General features: G+C 59.1%; 14 protein-coding genes. 7 read left to right on the top strand and 7 right to left on the bottom strand.

Annotated elements, in window-relative coordinates:
- Window positions 1–78 precede the first annotated feature (78 nt).
- Window positions 79–1,035: a bifunctional helix-turn-helix transcriptional regulator/GNAT family N-acetyltransferase gene (locus G518_RS0122385; RefSeq protein WP_028604442.1), complete on the bottom strand. Its 957-nt coding sequence runs from the start codon at window positions 1,033–1,035 to the stop codon at window positions 79–81.
- A gap of 257 nt (window positions 1,036–1,292) precedes the next feature.
- On the opposite strand from G518_RS0122385, the gene G518_RS36430 reads away from it, so the two are divergent.
- Window positions 1,293–2,615 (top strand): putative DNA modification/repair radical SAM protein, encoded by a 1,323-nt coding sequence (locus G518_RS36430; protein ID WP_084652132.1) that lies wholly within the window; start codon window positions 1,293–1,295, stop codon window positions 2,613–2,615.
- Window positions 2,616–2,623: 8 nt separating this feature from the next.
- Window positions 2,624–3,472, top strand: coding sequence for a TIGR03915 family putative DNA repair protein (locus G518_RS36435; RefSeq protein WP_051237281.1), 849 nt, complete (start codon window positions 2,624–2,626; stop codon window positions 3,470–3,472).
- Between the two features lie 14 nt (window positions 3,473–3,486).
- Here G518_RS36435 and G518_RS0122410 read toward each other — a convergent pair whose 3' ends face one another.
- The 3 genes from G518_RS0122410 to G518_RS0122420 form a co-directional block, all read right to left on the bottom strand.
- Window positions 3,487–4,641 carry an alpha-hydroxy acid oxidase gene (locus tag G518_RS0122410; protein WP_084652144.1) on the bottom strand — a complete coding sequence of 385 codons (1,155 nt, stop codon included), beginning with the start codon at window positions 4,639–4,641 and terminating at the stop codon, window positions 3,487–3,489.
- Window positions 4,642–4,667: 26 nt separating this feature from the next.
- Window positions 4,668–5,348 carry a Fe2+-dependent dioxygenase gene (locus tag G518_RS0122415; RefSeq protein WP_028604445.1) on the bottom strand — a complete coding sequence of 227 codons (681 nt, stop codon included), beginning with the start codon at window positions 5,346–5,348 and terminating at the stop codon, window positions 4,668–4,670.
- 94 nt (window positions 5,349–5,442) lie between these two features.
- The gene (locus G518_RS0122420; RefSeq protein WP_028604446.1) at window positions 5,443–7,683 is read right to left on the bottom strand and encodes a TonB-dependent receptor; all 2,241 of its coding nucleotides are present in this window, start codon (window positions 7,681–7,683) and stop codon (window positions 5,443–5,445) included.
- A gap of 413 nt (window positions 7,684–8,096) precedes the next feature.
- Here G518_RS0122420 and G518_RS0122430 point away from each other — a divergent pair, with 413 nt between their 5' ends.
- Together G518_RS0122430 and G518_RS0122435 are read left to right on the top strand one after the other, a co-directional pair.
- Entirely contained in the window at window positions 8,097–8,819 is a 723-nt protein-coding gene (locus G518_RS0122430) for a response regulator transcription factor (RefSeq protein WP_028604447.1), read from the top strand.
- Window positions 8,816–10,150 (top strand): sensor histidine kinase, encoded by a 1,335-nt coding sequence (locus tag G518_RS0122435; protein WP_028604448.1) that lies wholly within the window; start codon window positions 8,816–8,818, stop codon window positions 10,148–10,150. The genes G518_RS0122430 and G518_RS0122435 overlap by 4 nt, the downstream gene beginning before the upstream one ends.
- Window positions 10,151–10,166: 16 nt before the next feature.
- Here the strand turns inward: G518_RS0122435 and G518_RS0122440 are convergent, their stop codons facing one another.
- From G518_RS0122440 to G518_RS0122450, 3 genes are all read right to left on the bottom strand, one after another.
- The gene (locus tag G518_RS0122440) at window positions 10,167–11,507 is read right to left on the bottom strand and encodes an enolase C-terminal domain-like protein (protein WP_028604449.1); all 1,341 of its coding nucleotides are present in this window, start codon (window positions 11,505–11,507) and stop codon (window positions 10,167–10,169) included.
- A gap of 124 nt (window positions 11,508–11,631) precedes the next feature.
- Entirely contained in the window at window positions 11,632–12,543 is a 912-nt protein-coding gene (gene kdgD, locus G518_RS0122445; protein WP_028604450.1) for a 5-dehydro-4-deoxyglucarate dehydratase, read from the bottom strand.
- A 193-nt stretch (window positions 12,544–12,736) separates the two neighbouring features.
- Window positions 12,737–13,576 (bottom strand): FadR/GntR family transcriptional regulator, encoded by an 840-nt coding sequence (locus G518_RS0122450; RefSeq protein WP_084652134.1) that lies wholly within the window; start codon window positions 13,574–13,576, stop codon window positions 12,737–12,739.
- Window positions 13,577–13,679: 103 nt separating this feature from the next.
- On the opposite strand from G518_RS0122450, the gene G518_RS0122455 reads away from it, so the two are divergent.
- From G518_RS0122455 to G518_RS0122465, 3 genes are read left to right on the top strand one after another with little or no spacing between them, the layout of a single operon-like run.
- Window positions 13,680–14,981: a glucarate dehydratase family protein gene (locus tag G518_RS0122455; RefSeq protein ID WP_028604452.1), complete on the top strand. Its 1,302-nt coding sequence runs from the start codon at window positions 13,680–13,682 to the stop codon at window positions 14,979–14,981.
- A 10-nt stretch (window positions 14,982–14,991) separates the two neighbouring features.
- Window positions 14,992–16,545: a galactarate dehydratase gene (gene garD, locus G518_RS0122460; protein WP_028604453.1), complete on the top strand. Its 1,554-nt coding sequence runs from the start codon at window positions 14,992–14,994 to the stop codon at window positions 16,543–16,545.
- Window positions 16,546–16,577: 32 nt separating this feature from the next.
- Window positions 16,578–17,558, top strand: a complete 981-nt coding sequence (locus tag G518_RS0122465; RefSeq protein WP_028604454.1) for a Bug family tripartite tricarboxylate transporter substrate binding protein — start codon at window positions 16,578–16,580, stop codon at window positions 17,556–17,558.
- The last annotated feature ends 75 nt before the right edge of the window (window positions 17,559–17,633 follow it).

The following is a 17,633-nucleotide window of genomic DNA, read 5'->3' on the forward strand; positions in this document are numbered from 1 at the left end:
GTAAGGGCGCCACAGGCGGTTGCCCCCGGGTAGCCAAGCTTGGCCGGCGCTTGCACCGGCGACAAACGCACGCTGGCGTCAAGCCGGCCTGTGAACGCGTGCGAATTGCTGCTCCGTCACGGTGCTGCCCCATTGCGCTCCCTGCTCTTCATTCATCAGTCGGAAGCCGAACGACTCATAGAGCTTTCTGGCAGCATCCAAGCCCTTGAATGTCCAGAGATGAGTTTCTGAAAATCCACGGATATCGCAAAACGCCATGGCTTCCGCCATCAGGATCCGTCCGACTCCACTGCCGCGGCAGCCGTCGTCCAGGACAAACCAACGCAAATGCGCTTTGTTGTCCCCTAAATCCTGACCGTCGATGGCAAGCGAGCCGACTATTCGACCGTTGAGCAGAGCCGTCCAGACCCGATTGCAGGGCTCATGCAGGCGCCCCGCAAACTCCGCGACCCCCGACGCGACCTTACTCTCGAAAAATTGCCCAAACCCAAAATGGGTGGAATAGAAGGCTGCGTGCATTTCTGCAATTCGCCCCACCAGACCAGAACGATACCCTGTGGTAATTGTGATGAGACTTTGCTCCTGCTCAGCGCTTCCCAGACGATGTGCTTTTAGAGCCCCAGCGTACGCCGCAAGCCCCTGTGCAACGGCTTGTTGCTGCGAGCGATTGAGGTTCCCAAATGCATTGCGCACCTGCAATTGGCCGAAAGCGTGAATTTGCGCCACGGTGGTGCGCCCTTTCTCGGTCAAGCGCAAAAGCTTGATGCGGCCATCATTGCTGACCGCCTCCTCCCGCAACTCTCCTGCAGCTACCAGCTTCGCCAGCATTCGACTGACACTGGATTTCTCCAGTCCCAGAAGTTGTACCAACTGGGCGGAAGTCATGTCTTCCCGGGCATCGATCTCAAGCAAGGCATGCACGGCTGATGCGGAGTAACCGGTTGAAGCGAGTGTCGGGTTCATAAACCCAAGCTCTCTCACCATCATGCGGGAAGCGGCTCGGATCGAATCTATTTCAGCAATGTTCGTGGTCATTTCAGGTCTCACCAAACGCAGAAAGTTGCATCGCACAACAATATAGTTGTATTATGCAACAAAAATCCTCTAACAATGATGACCACGCTCTAGTGGAGAGGGATCAAAGACGCCTCGTTGTACTGCTACTAGGCAAAACGCACCCCTTTGTCATATACTGTTTTTTTATACAGTTTTTGTGCGTTCCAACGCTAACTGAGTATCCGCACAACACTCCAACACCTGCGGGCGCCAGTTACCCCGTCTAGGCATAAAAAATGACCACAGGAACGCTGCGCAAACTGATCATCCTGGCAGATGCCGCCAAGTACGACGCTTCATGTGCCTCCAGCGGTGGCGAAAAGAGAAACTCACGTGATCAGCAGGGCATTGGTTCCAGTGGCGGAAGCGGCATCTGCCACAGTTACGCTCCAGACGGACGCTGTATATCTCTCCTGAAGATTCTGCTGACTAACTGGTGTACGTATGACTGCTTGTACTGTGTCAACCGTGAGTCCAGCAACGTAGAGCGTGCGCGCTTTACGGTAGATGAGGTGGTTCAACTCACCCTGGATTTCTACAAGCGCAACGTCATTGAAGGCCTGTTCCTGAGCTCGGGAATCATCCAATCGCCTGACTACACCATGGAGCAACTCATCGAGGTAGCCAGGCGTTTGCGCGAGGAGCACCACTTTCGCGGATACATCCATCTGAAGACCATTCCAGACGCCAGCCCCGATCTCATCGCGCGCGCGGGGCTCCACGCAGACCGCTTAAGCATCAACATCGAACTGCCCTCACAAGCGGCACTGCATGAGTTGGCACCTGAGAAGAATGCAGAGGCCATTACGCGGTCCATGGCCCGCATACGCCAGAGGCTGGATGAAACCAAAGAGCACGCTCTGCAGGCTCGCCGCGCACGCGCGATGCCAGGCGCGAATGCCGCAACACCTCGCGCTCCCAGATTCTCTCCGGCGGGCCAAACCACTCAAATGATTGTGGGCGCAGACGCTTCGGATGACCGTGCCATCCTGCGCACCAGCGTATCTCTGTATCAAGACTACAAACTCAGGCGCGTCTACTACAGCGCTTTCAGCCCAATCCCTCATGCCAGTGCGTCGTTGCCCAGCGCAGCAGCGCCGCTGATGCGCGAGCACAGGCTCTACCAGGCTGATTGGCTCATGCGCTTTTACGGCTACGAGGAGCAAGAACTTGTGACTCAGGCCGGCATGTTGTCGCTGCAGGTCGATCCCAAAATGGCATGGGCACTGGCCCATCCAGATTGGTTTCCGGTAGACCTCAATTGCGCCTCGCGCGAGGTGCTCCTGCGGGTACCCGGTTTGGGCGTTCGGTCGGTCAGCCGATTGCTACAAGCACGGCGCATGCGGCGGATCAGGAAAGCGGACATCCAGCAACTGGGAGTACCAAGTGAACGGGTGTTGGCTTTCGTGCAGTTACCAGATCACCAACCCGCCGATGATGCGGCTGCCCGTCTGCTGCGGCAGGTACCGGCCCGGGCAGCACGGACTTCAAGCCGTATTGAAACATCGTCCCAAGGTGAACTTTTCGACCCTGCCGAGACGACCGAGGCCACCGTCTAAACCTTGACATGGTCACGCTCCACCTGAAACAGCCGGACGATCCCGATGAATTTTTGCGGGTGCTTAAGCACGCGCTTACGCTCAAATTGGACCCATCCGATGTCATTTGGGACGATGGACAGGCGCAGGCCAGTCTATTGGATGATGGAGCGGCTTCACCCCTGACTTCCGAAGTTGACGGTGCGCAAATCCTGCTTCCGCGAGGCTTTCTCACTCTGGTGCGCTCGTCCGCCTTGCATGACGATCCAGATCGCTATGTCTTGATGCACACCGCCGCGGTGAATATCTTGCGCGATCGAAGCGCTTGGTCTGATGCGCTTAATCCCGTCCGCCTGCGCCTGGAACGAATGGCCCGGGAGGTCCATCGGGAGATACACAAAATGCACGCCTTCGTTCGCTTCCGGGTGGTGAAAGATGAAGCGGGTGAGTGCCACGTGGCCTGGTTTGAACCGGCGCACCACATCGTTCGTGCAGCCACCCCGTTTTTCGTCGATCGTTTTGCCGCCATGCGCTGGTCCATCCTCACACCGCGCGGCTGTGTGCAGTGGGACCGACATTCCCTAATTCACGGCCCGGCAGCTTCGCCTGCTGAAGCACCTCAAGCTGATGATGGCGAAGCACTATGGCTGGCGTACTACCGCAGCATATTCAATCCTGCCCGCATCAAAATGAACATGATGCGACGAGAAATGCCGGTGCGGTTTTGGAAAAATCTTCCCGAAGCGACGCAGGTGACCTCCATGCTTCAGGCGGCTGGCGAGCGAGAGTTCCGGATGCGTCATGTCACGGATGGTCCGCGCCACAGAAAAGCTGCAAGAGCGAGCAGTCCTCTGCCACCGGTTGAGAGAAAACCATAGAACGTCATGTCTCTTCAACGCCGTTTCACAGGCGACAAGAGCGCTGGAGTCACTTGCGACAAGCTGCGGATTCCGCACAGAACCATGGCCATCGCAAGCTCGGTTCTTAGCAGATGAAGGATATGAGCGACACCAGTAGAGCCCGCGACAGCCAGCCCATGAAAAATTGGGCGGCCGACCATCACGGCTTGCGCTCCGAGAGCCAAGGCCTTGAGCACATCAGTCCCTCGCCGGATGCCGCCATCCATCAAGATGGGTACACGGCCGCCTACCGCTTCTGCAATATAGGGTAGGGCTTCGATGGTCGCAGGAGTGGCATCAAGCACCCTCCCCCCATGGTTCGACACGATGATCCCTTGTGCACCCGCATCAAGTGCTGACTGCACATCCAGAGGATGCAAGATGCCTTTGGCTATGAAGGGTAGCTTCGTTTGATTGGCGAGCCAAGCAAAATCGTCCCACGTGGGCGCGTTGCGCACCAACGAACTCTCAAAGAACGAATCAGAAATTCCCAACACAGCCTGAGGTTCTGATGGGTAAGGGGCCAGATTCTCTGCCCTGACGTGAGGGGGAATTCTGAAGCCGTGGCGCTGCTGTGCATTGCGCATACCTTCCACGGGGGCATCCACCGTGACGACGATGGCCTGGTATCCCGATTGTTCGGCTCGGCGGACGAGATCAAGCGTGACATCGCGTCTTCGCTGAATGTACAGTTGGAACCACAACGGCGTCTGGGCGGCAGCGGCGATCGACTCCATCGACAGGCTGGAAAGCGTGCTGACAACCATGCATGACTGCAAGGCGGTGGCGGCCGTTACTGTGGCCAACTCACCGTCTGGATGAGCCAGCTGATGGTAGGCGGTGGGTGCTATGAAAATCGGGTGCGGGAAAGTCTGGCCCAACAGCGTGGTGCTCATGTCACCCCCAGAAGCATTGCGCATGGCACGCGGCCAGAGCGCAAGCCTTTCCATCTCCTGCAAATTGCGCTCGTGCGTAATCCCATCCGCCGCCGCGCCATCCAGATAGGCCCAGATGGAGGGGTCCAGCAATTGCTTTGCTGGTGCCTCGTAGTCACCTACGGATGCGATGGCCGACAAGTCGAGCACGGGATTGGGATTGGGATTGGGAATCTTCGGAGCCTGCACGGGTGGGAGTGTTTGATGCGGCATATCCAGGAACACCTTGTTATCAGACGCTAGCTGTCTGCCCACTGGCGCATCAAGTTATGGTAAACGCCGGTCAGTTGCCCCACTTCCTGCCCATTTTCAGCGCGGTGAGCCAAGGCCTGAATGGCATTGTCCAACTCGAACAGCATGGAGCGCCGGGCATCGTCTCTCACCATGCTTTCGGTCCAGAAAAACGATGCCAAGCGCCTGCCCCGTGTAACGGGCGTGACGCGGTGCAGGCTGCTTCCTGGGTACACCACAGCATGGCCTGCTGGCAACTTGACCTGCTTAACGCCGTAGGTGTCGCTCACCACAAGTTCGCCGCCTTCGTAATCTGCAGGCTCATTGAGGAAAACCGTGGTGGAGATGTCCGTGCGAATACGCTCACCAGAAACGGCGTCGATCCTGATGGAATTGTCAACGTGCAGGCCATATTCACCGCCACCCTGATAGCGGTTGAACATGGGGGAAAAAATCTTTCTCGGCAGCGCGAAAGAGATGAAACGAGGGTTGCAAGACAGAGCGCCAAGAATGCGCTCACCCAGCTGGATCGCCAGTGGGTCGGTCGCCCGCAACTGTTCATTGCTCTTTTGCTGGATTGCAGCGTACCCAGCGGTTTCCCGTCCGTCTTGCCATGAGGCTGTTTCCAGTTTCGACCGGATGTCCGCCAAGTCCGCATGGCTCAGCACATCGGGTATGACAAGCATCATGGCCTTGCCCTGTGTTTGCAGTCTGAAGAAAATCTCGCAGGAAATCCCCGCCGAGACAAGCTGATGGCCGGCCTCAAAAGGCCGGTCGCGCATCTTAGTCGAAGCGATAAGTGGCATTCAGCATATAGGAACGACCTGGGCCCATGTTGGCGAAGATCCCCACGTGAGAAGCATCGTAGACCGCCTTGTTTCCTATGTTATTGACGTTGAACTGCACAGAGAACTGCTTGTTGAACTGATAGCGAACCATGGCATCGTATGTGGTGTGGCTGGGCAGAACATAACGGTTCACGTCATCCACAAATCGACTACCAACATGGTTAATACCGCCGCCGACGGTGAGCTGCGGTGTGATGGCAAAAGTGCTCCAGACATTGAAGCTCTGCTTGGCAATGAACTTCATCTGCTTGCCATCGAAAACGTTGTTTCCGCTGCGATAGCGAGTCACCTTCGGATCCAGATAGGTGGCCCCAGCCCAGATGTTCCACTGAGGAGTAATGGCGCCAGAGACACCCAACTCCAGCCCGCGAACCCTGTTATTTCCGGCGAGAGTCACATCGCCAGTCACAGGATCAGACGTTCTTGCGTTGGTCTTGCGAGTTTCAAAAATAGCGGCTGTGAGCGAGAGTCGATGGTCCAGAACATCCCACTTCGTACCCAATTCCCAGCTCCTGCTTTTCTCAGGACCCAAATCTCTGATGGCTGCACCACCCGCCGGACCATCTGCTCCACCAGCTTGTCCCAAGTTTTCACCTGAAGGGTTGGAAGAGGTTCCAAACGAAACATACACAGCGCCGTTCGGCATGGGCTTGTACACAGCACCGAGCTGGTAATTCCACATGCCATCTGTCCGTTGGTCTGTCGTATTGTTGACCTTGAATTTGTCGTAACGCAAACCGGCGTTCAGCGAGACCTTGGGCGTAAGCTCCATGGTGTCCATCAAGTAAACCGATTGGGTCTTGATGTGGCCATCAGTTGTACGATCGCCATAGACCAAATTGTAGGTATATGCCTTGTTGGGATTTGGCGAGTGCAGGGAGTCGTGATCTCGGCCGGGCCCTCCTGTCATGGATTTCGAATAAACAGTTTCCTTGCTGAATTCGATCCCCGCAATGTAGCTGTGCTTGATCGAGCCAGTCTGAAATTTTCCGTAGAGGTCAGTCTGGTTGATGAGGCTCTCGGAGGAGCGCCAGCGAGCCCGGTCGTCCCGGCGGAATTGCGCGCCCGCGCCTTCAGTGGAGCACGGCGCACCCGATGTCGCCGTGCAGTTGTCAAAAGATGGGCGCGTCATCAAGTAGTGGTTCAGCGTATCCGTATAGCGCGTGATATTGCGCAACTTGAATGCGTCAGAAAAATCGTGTTCCACCTTCGCTGTGGCGGTGTTGAACACATTCTTTCGAAAGTCGACGTTGTGCCTGCCGTAGAAGAGGTTGCGCGCAACATCTGGCGGCGTGACGCGATCGGGCCTGGCTGCATTGCTGAAGGGAACCCCCAAGTCAGGCATATCGTTGTTCTCGATATGGGAGTAGGACAGCGTGAGTCGCGTGGGTTTGCCCAAACCAAACGCGACCGATGGCGCGATGCCCCATCGATCCACCTTGACACCATCGCGACCTGGCACTTCACCACCCATTTTCATGAGGTTGAGGCGGACTGCGCCAGAATCAGAGAATGGAAGGTTTGCATCCGCGGTGGTGCGCCATTGCCCAGCGTTGCCAAAGCCGCCACTCACGTCAACAAAGCGCTGCAGCTTGGGAGACTTGGTTTCCAGGTTAATGCTGCCGCCAGTGCCTCCCCTGCCGGTGTAGGCAGAGCTGGGGCCCTTTAGTACCTCCACGGACTCCAGATTGAAGGTCTCGTGTGAACCACGAGCGTAGTCGCGCACGCCGTCGATGAAGATGTCCGTGCTGGCCTCGTAGCCCCTGATGAACGGGCGGTCACCAGTGGGGGTTCCTCCTTCGCCAGATCCCAAGGTAATCCCTGGCGTAGTTCGCAGTACATCCTGAAGGGATGTATTCCCCCGGTCTTTGATCAACTCGTCCGTGATGATGGTGATCGATCTGGAGGTATCTAGCAGGGGTGCAGTGAACTTGGGGCTGCTGGCGGTGGCTGGCGCCTGATACGTACTCTCTACCGGCGCAGTGACTGTGACCTCACCCAAGGTTTGAGCAGCCTGTTGGCTGCTGCTTTGGGCGTGCGCAGTGGACATCGCCACAGCGCCTCCCAGAACCGCGGCACCCAGCAAGGCCGGACGACGAAATGCCGCCTGGAAATTTTCCAGAGGCAGCAAGGGGGATGCCGGTTCTGCACCCTGAGGGGAATCGTTGCGTGACATTAAGTTTCCTTGAAGATCAAACTGAAAAATCCTGAGCGCAAGCTGTGCCAAGGCTTGGGCATGGAACGAGCGCTCTGCGCCAGAACCACTCTTGGCAGAAGGCTCAATAAAAAGGAGCCATTGCGGTGCGATGGGCCAACGAGACGCACCTTGCTAGGTTCTTCGCAGCATCGCGACGGGCTCGTGGCTCGTCCCCGCCAACTGGGGCGTTCTCTGTTGCGCAGACCTCAAGCAAATTGAATAAAACACTGAAAATTTGCCCACTCAAATGCGAATGCGATTAATTTCTATTTGCAGTGTAGGATTGGCGCCGTGAAATTTTCATCAAATCGATCGAGTGCGTGTTGTTACCGCGCATCGACGCAACAAGCAGTTTTTGAGAGGAACTCAGGCCCGAGCTCCGTCTTGCCAACATGAACAGTGAAGCCCAACCTATTCCCTATAGCGTCCTGATCGTGGAGGACGAACTTGCCATCGCGGAAAACCTATTGACCGCGCTGGAGGGCGAAGGCCTGATGGCAGAAATTGCAGGCAACGCTACTGCAGCCCTTGCACGCTTGAACGCTGAGTCGTGTGATCTCGTCATCCTCGATATCGGTCTACCCGGTATGGATGGATACCGCCTGCTGCAACACATGCGGGAAAGCTTGCGTCTTGCGACGCCTGTTCTCATCGTCTCTGCGCGCTCTACGCTGGAAGACAAGCTGCTGGGTTTCAATGTGGGCGCAGACGACTTCATCACAAAGCCATTCGCGCTGGAAGAGCTGGTGGTGCGTGTAAAAGCGCTGATTCGTCGAACAAAAAATCTCTCGGACAAGGCCTACCACCTTGAACATGGGCCACTGCGCTACCTCATTGCGCACCAGGAGCTAACGATCAACGGCAAGGCTGTCCAGCTCGCGCATAAAAGCCTTCAGATCTTGCAGATGCTCATGCTCCATACCGGACGTGTGGTCACTCGTCAGCGCTTGGAAGATTACCTTTGGCAAGGTGAACCGCCCTCCTCCGAGGCATTGCGCAGCCAGATCCATCTGCTGAGAAGAGGCCTGCTCGAACATGGTTTCGAAGGCATCGAAACCGTTCATGGCAGGGGCTGGAAGCTGGTGGCACCTTCGCTGCTGGGCGTGACTGAATGAGGCGCAACCGGTCCCTGGGCTGGCGCATTGCCTGGACACTGACCGCGCTCATCAACCTGGCCGTTGTACTGGCTGCGTTAGCCTCCTATCAGATCTACCACCACATGCGAGAGCGCATGATCGATGACTTCATCGTCACTGAATCTGAGCGCCTCACCAAGCGAATCAACGAGACGCAAGAGCGCTGGCAACAGGCTTTTGAGCACGACATTGGCCCGTCCATGTTCGCATGGGTGGAAACGCCGTCGTTGTTTGCGCTAAGCATGCCGGAGGAGCTGCGTGGTCTTGAATTCGGGATTCATTACCTCCCCAGAGAACGCAGTGTGTGGCATGTATCCGTGACAGAGATGATGGATGGAAAACTGTACGTGATGTATGACAGTCTTTTGGTGGAGCAACAGTCCCGCATTTTCGCGTTCGCCTTGATGGCGATCGTGCTGGTTTTTTCCATTCTGGCGTTTCTGATCAGCGTCAGAATTTCTCATTGGCTGATCGCACCTCTGAATGTGTTGGTGGAGCGCCTGACTCGCTGGGCACCAAGTGGCGCGCAAACCGCAACATCGCCGTCAAATGAACTCGACCGCTTGATGGATGCCTTCAACAGGGTACTTGATCAGGTGGATGCCGCCATCACGGACCAACGGCAGTTTTCTGCCAACTTGCAACATGAGATCAGAACTCCCCTGGCCATCATTCGGAGCGATGCCGAACTTCTGCTGAGATCCCACCCTGCTGCTCCCACGCGCGAATCCACCAGGTTGCAGCGGATCATGGGCGCAGTGGATGAAATCAAGGAATCCCTGGAAAGCACCTACAGCCTTTCCAACGCGTACAACGGAGGCCATGAATCTGTTCAGCTGCATGCGTGTGTGCAGGACGTGGGGGAAGGGCTGCGCATGGAAGCCAGCCAAACCCGTCTTGACATCGAGAACAAAGTCCAATCCGAGCACGTTGAATATCTGAACAGGTACGCGCTACTGACTGTGATGCGCAACATCGTCCGCAATGCGATCAAGCACGCAGCGCCAGCCACACTGGAAGTCCGGTCCATCCCTCATGGCCTGGTCTTCACGGACACCGGTCCAGGGATAAGCGAAACAGAGCTGCCCTATATTTTCGACCGATACGCCAGCAGGCGCCGCGTTGACGCAAGACCTATGGCTTCAGGCGCAGATGATCGCTCAGACCCTACAGAGCGAACAGGCCTCGGACTTGCCATTGCGATACGAGTTTGTACGCTGCAATCCTGGGAGATCAAGGCAGAGTCGCCGGTCGAGCTGGGAAGGGGTGCCAGGTTCACGCTGCTATTTAAATCAGAGACGAGTCACTGACCCACCTTCGGGTTGATCAGCGCACCATGCAGGGTCGCTTGGGATCAAAGCTCCAGCCCGGGATCAGGTACTGCATGGCCATCGCATCGTCGCGCGAGCCCAACCCGTGCTGCTGGTAGAGCTGGTGGGCACGTTCCACGGCGTCCATGTCGAGCTCGATGCCGAGTCCCGGCTTCTTCGGGACCTCCACGAAGCCGCCACGGATGGTCAGCGGATCTTTGGTGAGGTACTGCCCGTCCTGCCAGATCCAGTGCGTGTCGATCGCCGTGACCTTGCCCGGCGCCGCCGCGGCGACGTGGGTGAACATCGCAAGCGAGACATCGAAATGGTTGTTCGAGTGCGAACCCCAGGTCAGGCCCCAGTCGCGGCAAGTCTGCGCCACACGCACCGAACCCGAGAGAGTCCAAAAATGTGGATCGGCCAGTGGGATATCAACCGACTGCAGCGCAAGCGCGTGCACCATCTGCCGCCAGTCGGTGGCCACCATATTGGTCGCCGTAGCCAGGCCAGTGGCGCGGCGGAACTCTGCCATCACCTCTCGGCCGGAGAAACCGGCCTCGGCCCCGCACGGGTCTTCCGCATAGGCCAACACATGCCGCATATCGCGCATGAGGCGGATCGCATCCTTTAGCAGCCAGCCGCCATTGGGATCGAGCGTGACGCGCGCCTCTGGAAACCGCCGATGCAACGCCGTGACTGCCTCGACTTCTGCCTCTCCTGCAAGCACGCCCCCCTTGAGCTTGAAGTCGTTGAAGCCGTAGCGCGCATACGCGGCTTCGGCCTGGCGCACGATGGCCGCAGGGTCCATGGCGGTCATGTGGCGGACGCGGGCCCAGTCGGTATCCGCACCCTCCTCGTCCTGGGCTTTCACATAGGGTAGGTCCGTCTTGGTGGCATCGCCTACAAAGAACAGGTAGCCCAACATTTCCACGCGCTCGCGCTGCTGACCTTCTCCGAGCAGCGCGGCCAGAGGTACGCCAAGGTGCTGGCCCAGCAGGTCTAGCAACGCCGACTCAAGCGCAGCCTGGGCATGGACCGCCACACGCTGATCGAACGTTTGCATTCCCCGATCACCCGCATCGCGCCCTTCAAAGGCACGTCCGGTCGATTGCAGCATGGCGTTCCACCGCCCTACCGGCTGGCCGATCATGTGCGCGGCAGCATCTTCCAGTGTCTTGCGGATCGCCTCACCGCCCGGCACTTCGCCCAAGCCTGTACGGCCCGCGTTGTCACTGAGAATGAGGATGTTGCGTGTAAAGAACGGCGCATGTGCGCCGCTCAAGTTCATGAGCATGCCGTCACGGCCGGCGACGGGAATGACGCGCAAGGCGGTGATCACAGGGGTGTCACGGGTCATGAACAAGCTGCCAAATCAAACGAGAGGAGCGGCAAAACAAAAAGGCTGCCGAACGGCTTGCGAGCCTGTTCAAAGTCTCTGGGCAATGGAGCCGCGAGGAGACCTTGAGCAGGCGCTCGGGGTACTACTGCGGCCCGAGGGTAGCGATCAGCGCTTCAAGTTCCGCGTACTCATCTGGCTTCAAGTCCGTCAGGGGCGGCCTCACCGGGCCCGCGTCGTGGCCGACGATTTTCGCACCCGCCTTGACGATGCTCACCGCATAACCATGCCCCTTGTTGCGGATCGTGAGATAGGGCATGAAGAAATCGCGCAGCAGGCGGTGCTGCGTGGCCATGTCATCCGTACGCACGGCCTCATAGAACTGCATCGCCGTCTTGGGAATGAAGTTGAACACTGCAGACGAATACACCGGAGTGCCCAAGGCCTTGTAGGCTGCCGCATAGACTTCAGCCGTAGGCAAGCCGCCCAGGTAAGCAAAGCGATCGCCCATTTTCATGTAGACCGAGCTCATGAGCTCAATGTCGCCAATACCGTCCTTGAAGCCCACCAGGTTGGGGTTGCGTTCGGCCAGTTTGGCCAGCGTGTCGGGATAGAGGCGGCTTTGTGCGCGGTTGTAGACGATGACGCCGAACTTCACGCTCTTGCAGATCGCCTCCACATGCGCTGCGATGCCTTCCTGGCCGGCTTCGGTGAGGTAATGAGGCAACAGGAGAACGCCATGTGCGCCCGCGCGCTCCGCCGCCTGTGCACATTCGATTGCAAAGCGGGTCGGGCCGCCTGCACCCGCAATGATGGGCACCTTGCCGCGACATACGTCGACAGCAGTCTTGATGATGCCTGGGTATTCGCCGGCCGTGAGCGAAAAGAACTCCCCCGTACCACCTGCCGCGAACAGCGCGGTGGCGCCATAAGGTGCAAGCCATTCGAGGCGTTTCGCGTAGCCCTTGGCGTCGAAGTCGCCATTGGCATCGAAGTCAGTCAGAGGGAAGGACAGCAGGCCGCTGCTCATGATGGACTTGAGTTCTTGGGGGTTCATGGTCGCAAGGAGTTGGAAGAGGTTGTTGGAAATTCGGTGGTTAGCGCTGCCGCATCACGATGGTGGTGGATACTTGATACGAATTTAAGTTGTTAGTCATCGTACAACTTAAATGGGCATTATGCGTCCTCGTATTAACCCTGAGAGCCGGCTCCAAGAGCCAAGTTGGCGCTAGTCCGCGCCGCGGCCCCTGTTACTGCGTCGCCCCGGACAGGGCCGCCGCTTGGGCGCGGCGCAGGCGCTCACGGCTGTTGGTCAGGTGAAGGCGCATGGCAGCTCGCGCGGCATCAGGGTCGTTCCGGGCAATGGCCTCGTAGATTTCCTCATGCTCTCGACTCACACGACGCAGGTAAACCGATGGATCCTCCTGCGCCAAACGCGGCGAATTCACACGCGAGCGCGGAATCAACGCCGCCCCCAGATGCCCCATGATGTCGGCAAAGTGCCGATTGCCTGTAGCCTGGGCGATCAACTGATGGAAGCGAAAATCGTGCGAGACAGTCTCCCCCTGCCCGACCACCCCAGCCTCAAAGGCATCGAGCGCCGCGCGCATGGCAGCTAATTCAGCCTCACTACGGCGCTGAGCAGCCAGACCGGCTGATTCGGTTTCCAGGCTGATGCGCAATTCCAGCACCGCCAACACCTCCGAAGCATTGGCCAGGTCAGCCGGCTCCAGGCGAATCCCCACCACGGGCTCAAGCCTCTCCAGCACAAAGGTGCCAATGCCGTGGTGCGTTTCGACCCGGCCAGCCGCCTGCAAACGCGACAGCGCTTCGCGCACCACCGTTCGGCTCACGCCGTGAGCCTGCATGAATTCAGACTCAGTAGACAGCTTGTCACCAGGCTTCAGATAACCGGCGTCAATGCGGCGCGCGATATCGTCAACCACCGCATGGGCGAGGCCACGCGCGCGCTTGCGAAGCGGCGGCGCCGGAGGCAGGGACGCCGCCGCCACCGGCAACGCCGAAGCGGCCGCCGATCCCGGGAGGGATGCGGGATTATCCTGAGTCTCGTTGATTGACACGGTTGGCATGCTCTGATGATAATCGCCTCCACAGTCATATGACAACTGACAACATATTCATGCTGACAAAACTTTCTCGGCCGGAGCGCCCAATACACAAGCACGCCCAGACATGACTTCGCACGCCATCCGTCACGTCCGCGTCACGCCAATAGCGTTCCGTGACCCACCGCTGCTCAATGCCGCCGGTATCCACGAACCCTGGGCACTGCGCGCCATCATTGAGATCGAAACCACGTCGGGCCTCGTCGGGATCAACGAAACCTACGGCGACTTGTCCATGCTGAAGGCACTGGCCAAAGCGGTTCCGGCACTGGATGGTCTCTCGCCCTGGGCTTTATCAGAGATGGAAGCGCGCGTGGCTGCGCTCGTGAGGCCACCTGAGGCTGCGTCGGAGTTCCTTGGCTCGCACATCTCCCTGGCGCCGGGCACACATGTGTCCAAGACCGTTGCCAAAGTAGTAAGCGCCTTCGAAGTTGCCATGATGGACCTACAAGGCCAACTTGCAAATGCGCCTGTGGTCGACCTGCTCGGCGGTGCCGCGCGAGACCGCGTACCCTTTTCGGCTTACCTCTTCTACAAGTACGCTACCCATATTGATGCCCCCTCTTCGTCTGGATATCCGGCTGATCCGTGGGGCGAAGCTTTGACTTCTGCACAGTTGGTGGATCAGGCGCAGCGCATGATCGACGCCTATGGCTTCAAGAGCATCAAGCTCAAGGCCGGCGCGCTTGCGCCGGACGATGAAGCCGATCACCTTCTCGCACTGGCGAAAGCATTTCCTGGCACGCCCCTGCGCATTGACCCCAACGCCAATTGGACTGTGGAAACCAGCCTGCGCATTGTCGAAAAATTGCGCGGCGTACTCGAGTACTACGAAGACCCTGCTCCTGGCCTCGAAGGCATGGCCGCCGTGGCACGCGCCTGCGACGTACCGCTCGCCACCAATATGGTGGTAACAGACTTCGCCGAGTTCAGACGCAATGCCGACATGGGATGCCCAGTAAAGATCGTGCTGTCAGACCACCACTACTGGGGCGGCCTGCGTGCAACGCAGCGGCTATCTACCTTGTGCAGCACCTTCGATCTGGGCCTGTCGATGCACAGCAACTCGCACCTGGGGGTGAGCCTTGTCGCCATGACCCACCTCTGCGCGAGCGTGCCCCTGCTCACCTATGCCTGCGACACCCACTACCCCTGGCAGGACGAGGAGGTGATCGAGGGCGGGCGTCTCGCCTTCGACGAGGGCAGCCTGCGCGTGCCTACGGGCCCGGGCCTGGGCGTGACGCTGGATCGCGAAGCCCTGGCGCGCCTGCACGATAACTACCTTTCGTGTGGCATCCGCGCACGTGATGATCTGGGCCAGATGAAGAAGTACGACCCCACGTTCACCGGCGAGCAGCCACGCTACTGACCACTTCACGATGAAACCGCTTCGAATCGTCATGGACCCGCGCGACAACGTCGCGATCGTCGCCAACGAGGGTGGCCTCGCCGCCGGCACGGTGTTCGACGACGGCCTCGCGCTCGTCGACAAGATTCCTCAGGCTCACAAGGTCGCGCTGCGACCGATTGCGGCGGGTGAGGCCGTGCAGCGCTACGGCGTGACGATTGGCTACGCAGTCGCCGACATCAGGGCCGGCGCCTGGGTACACGAGCGCCTCCTGCGCATGCCAGAGGCACGCTCCCTGGAAGGCCTGCCCATGGCCACCGTGACGCCACCGACAATGGCACCGCTTGCAGGCCACACCTTCGAAGGCTTTCGCAATGCAGACGGTTCGGTAGGCACGCGCAACATTCTCGCCATCACGCAGACCGTGCAATGCGTGGCTGGCGTCACCGACTTCGCAGTCAAGCGCATCAAGGCTGAACTGTTACCACGTTACCCGCACGTGGACGACGTGGTCGCACTAGAACACAGCTACGGCTGCGGCGTGGCAATAGACGCGCCGGACGCGGTGATCCCGATCCGCACACTGCGCAACATCAGCCTGAATCCGAACTTCGGCGGCGAGGTGATGGTGGTGAGCCTGGGCTGCGAGAAGCTGCAACCTGAACGCCTGTTGCCTCCAGGCACGATTGCGCTGGTGGACGAACGCACGAAGGAAGAAACCCCACTTGATGTGGTTTGCCTGCAGGACGATGCCCACGTGGGCTTCATGTCCATGGTCGAGTCCATCCTTCGCCAGGCTGAGGTTCACCTCGCACGCCTCAACGCCCGCCGCCGCGAAACCGTGCCTGCGAGCGAGCTTGTAGTCGGTGTGCAGTGCGGCGGCAGCGACGCCTTCAGCGGCGTGACTGCCAACCCGGCCGTCGGCTTCTGCACAGACCTTCTCGTACGTGCCGGCGCGACCGTCATGTTCAGCGAAGTCACTGAAGTACGCGATGGCATAGACCAGCTCACCTCGCGGGCGACCACACCAGAGGTGGCGCAAGCCATGATCCGTGAGATGGCCTGGTACGACGCCTACCTGGACCGTGGCCGCGTAGACCGAAGCGCCAACACCACGCCTGGCAACAAGAAAGGCGGCCTCTCCAATATCGTCGAGAAGGCGATGGGCTCGATCGTGAAATCGGGCACGGCGCCGATCTCGGGCGTAGTGCGCCCCGGAGAGAAAGCCAGCCAGCGCGGCCTTCTCTACGCCGCCACGCCTGCGAGCGACTTCATCTGCGGCACGCTGCAGCTGGCCGCTGGAATGAACCTGCATGTATTTACCACCGGCCGCGGCACGCCCTACGGTCTTGCCGAAGTGCCGGTGATCAAAGTCGCCACGCGTACCGAACTCGCTCGGCGCTGGCACGACCTGATGGACCTGAACGCAGGCCGCATCGCCGATGGCGAGGCCACGATCGAGGAAATGGGCTGGGAGTTGTTCCAGCTGATGCTCGATGTGGCCAGTGGCCGTCAAAAAACCTGGGCCGAGCGATGGAAGCTCGCCAACGCACTGGTGCTCTTCAACCCAGCTCCGGTGACCTGACCGATTTCACACCACAACGAAGGAGACATCATATGCAACGCAGAACCGCACTTCAGGCCCTGGCGGCCAGCCTCGTAGCCACTGGCCCGACCGCTTTCGCACAAGGCGCCTGGCCTACCGGCAAAGCCATCACCTACCTTGTACCCTTCCCTCCCGGAGGCAACACCGACACGCTCGCACGCCTGATTGCACAGCCCCTGTCGGCTGCACTGGCCACGCCAGTCGTCATCGACAACAAGGGCGGTGCAGGCGGTAGTGTGGGATCAGCCATCGCCTCGCGCGCGCCGGCGGACGGCTATACGATCTTGGGCGGCACGATCAGTTCGCACTCGATCAACGGCAGCCTCTACAGCACGCCCATTGGTTACGACATGGTGAAATCATTCTCACCCGTCGCGATGTTGGGTGTGAGCCCATTGGTGCTGGTGGTGCCTGCGTCCAGCCCATCGCGTACGCTTGACGATGTACTCAAAGCCAGCCGCGTCAAAAACGGCGGACTCACTTCCGGCTCCCCTGGCATTGGTACCTCGCCACACATGGCGCTGGAGCTTCTGGCCAGCCAGTCGGGTGTGAAGTTCACCCACGCCCCCTACAAGGGTTCGGGCCCGGCCGTTCAGGACCTGGTAGGTGGGCAGATCGACATGATGTTCGACACCAGCCTGGTGGTGGGTCCACACATCCAGAGCGGCCGACTGCGCCCCATCGCCATCACTGGCAGCCAGCGCGTTCCAGGCTTCCCCGATGTTCCAACCATCAGCGAAAGCGGACAAAAAGGCTTCGACATGGTCTCCTGGCAGGCGATGTTCGTACCGGCCGGCACACCGCAGCCCATCATTGACCGCCTGCATGCCGAGGTGATGAAGGTGCTCGCGCTCCCCGAGATTCAAGCCCGGCTCAAGGGCTTCGGAATGGAGCCCTCCTCCATGACGCCTTCTCAGCTGGCCGCTTATCAGAAGGTGGAAGTCGAAAAATGGGCCAAGGTGATCAAGCAAGCCGGCATCAAGGCTGAATAGGGCACGGCGGCGCAGGTCTCCAGCCGATCAACGGTGGGGCCCTGTCCGCCCTGACGGTCGGGCCTAAATGCGATA

This window comes from Ottowia thiooxydans DSM 14619 (assembly GCF_000422885.1).
Taxonomy (GTDB): Bacteria; Pseudomonadota; Gammaproteobacteria; order Burkholderiales; family Burkholderiaceae_C; genus Ottowia; species Ottowia thiooxydans.

What these genes read in the sequence shown, in the direction of transcription:
- G518_RS0122430 (WP_028604447.1), top strand. Translation starts at nt 8,097, where the DNA reads ATGAACAGTGAAGCCCAACCTATTCCCTATAGCGTCCTGATCGTGGAG.
- G518_RS0122415 (WP_028604445.1), bottom strand. Translation starts at nt 5,348, where the DNA reads ATGATGCTTGTCATACCCGATGTGCTGAGCCATGCGGACTTGGCGGAC.
- G518_RS36430 (WP_084652132.1), top strand. Translation starts at nt 1,293, where the DNA reads ATGACCACAGGAACGCTGCGCAAACTGATCATCCTGGCAGATGCCGCC.
- G518_RS36435 (WP_051237281.1), top strand. Translation starts at nt 2,624, where the DNA reads ATGGTCACGCTCCACCTGAAACAGCCGGACGATCCCGATGAATTTTTG.
- G518_RS0122450 (WP_084652134.1), bottom strand. Translation starts at nt 13,576, where the DNA reads ATGCCAACCGTGTCAATCAACGAGACTCAGGATAATCCCGCATCCCTC.
- kdgD (WP_028604450.1), bottom strand. Translation starts at nt 12,543, where the DNA reads ATGAACCCCCAAGAACTCAAGTCCATCATGAGCAGCGGCCTGCTGTCC.
- G518_RS0122465 (WP_028604454.1), top strand. Translation starts at nt 16,578, where the DNA reads ATGCAACGCAGAACCGCACTTCAGGCCCTGGCGGCCAGCCTCGTAGCC.
- G518_RS0122440 (WP_028604449.1), bottom strand. Translation starts at nt 11,507, where the DNA reads ATGACCCGTGACACCCCTGTGATCACCGCCTTGCGCGTCATTCCCGTC.
- G518_RS0122420 (WP_028604446.1), bottom strand. Translation starts at nt 7,683, where the DNA reads ATGTCACGCAACGATTCCCCTCAGGGTGCAGAACCGGCATCCCCCTTG.
- garD (WP_028604453.1), top strand. Translation starts at nt 14,992, where the DNA reads ATGAAACCGCTTCGAATCGTCATGGACCCGCGCGACAACGTCGCGATC.
- G518_RS0122410 (WP_084652144.1), bottom strand. Translation starts at nt 4,641, where the DNA reads ATGCCGCATCAAACACTCCCACCCGTGCAGGCTCCGAAGATTCCCAAT.
- G518_RS0122435 (WP_028604448.1), top strand. Translation starts at nt 8,816, where the DNA reads ATGAGGCGCAACCGGTCCCTGGGCTGGCGCATTGCCTGGACACTGACC.
- G518_RS0122455 (WP_028604452.1), top strand. Translation starts at nt 13,680, where the DNA reads ATGACTTCGCACGCCATCCGTCACGTCCGCGTCACGCCAATAGCGTTC.
- G518_RS0122385 (WP_028604442.1), bottom strand. Translation starts at nt 1,035, where the DNA reads ATGACCACGAACATTGCTGAAATAGATTCGATCCGAGCCGCTTCCCGC.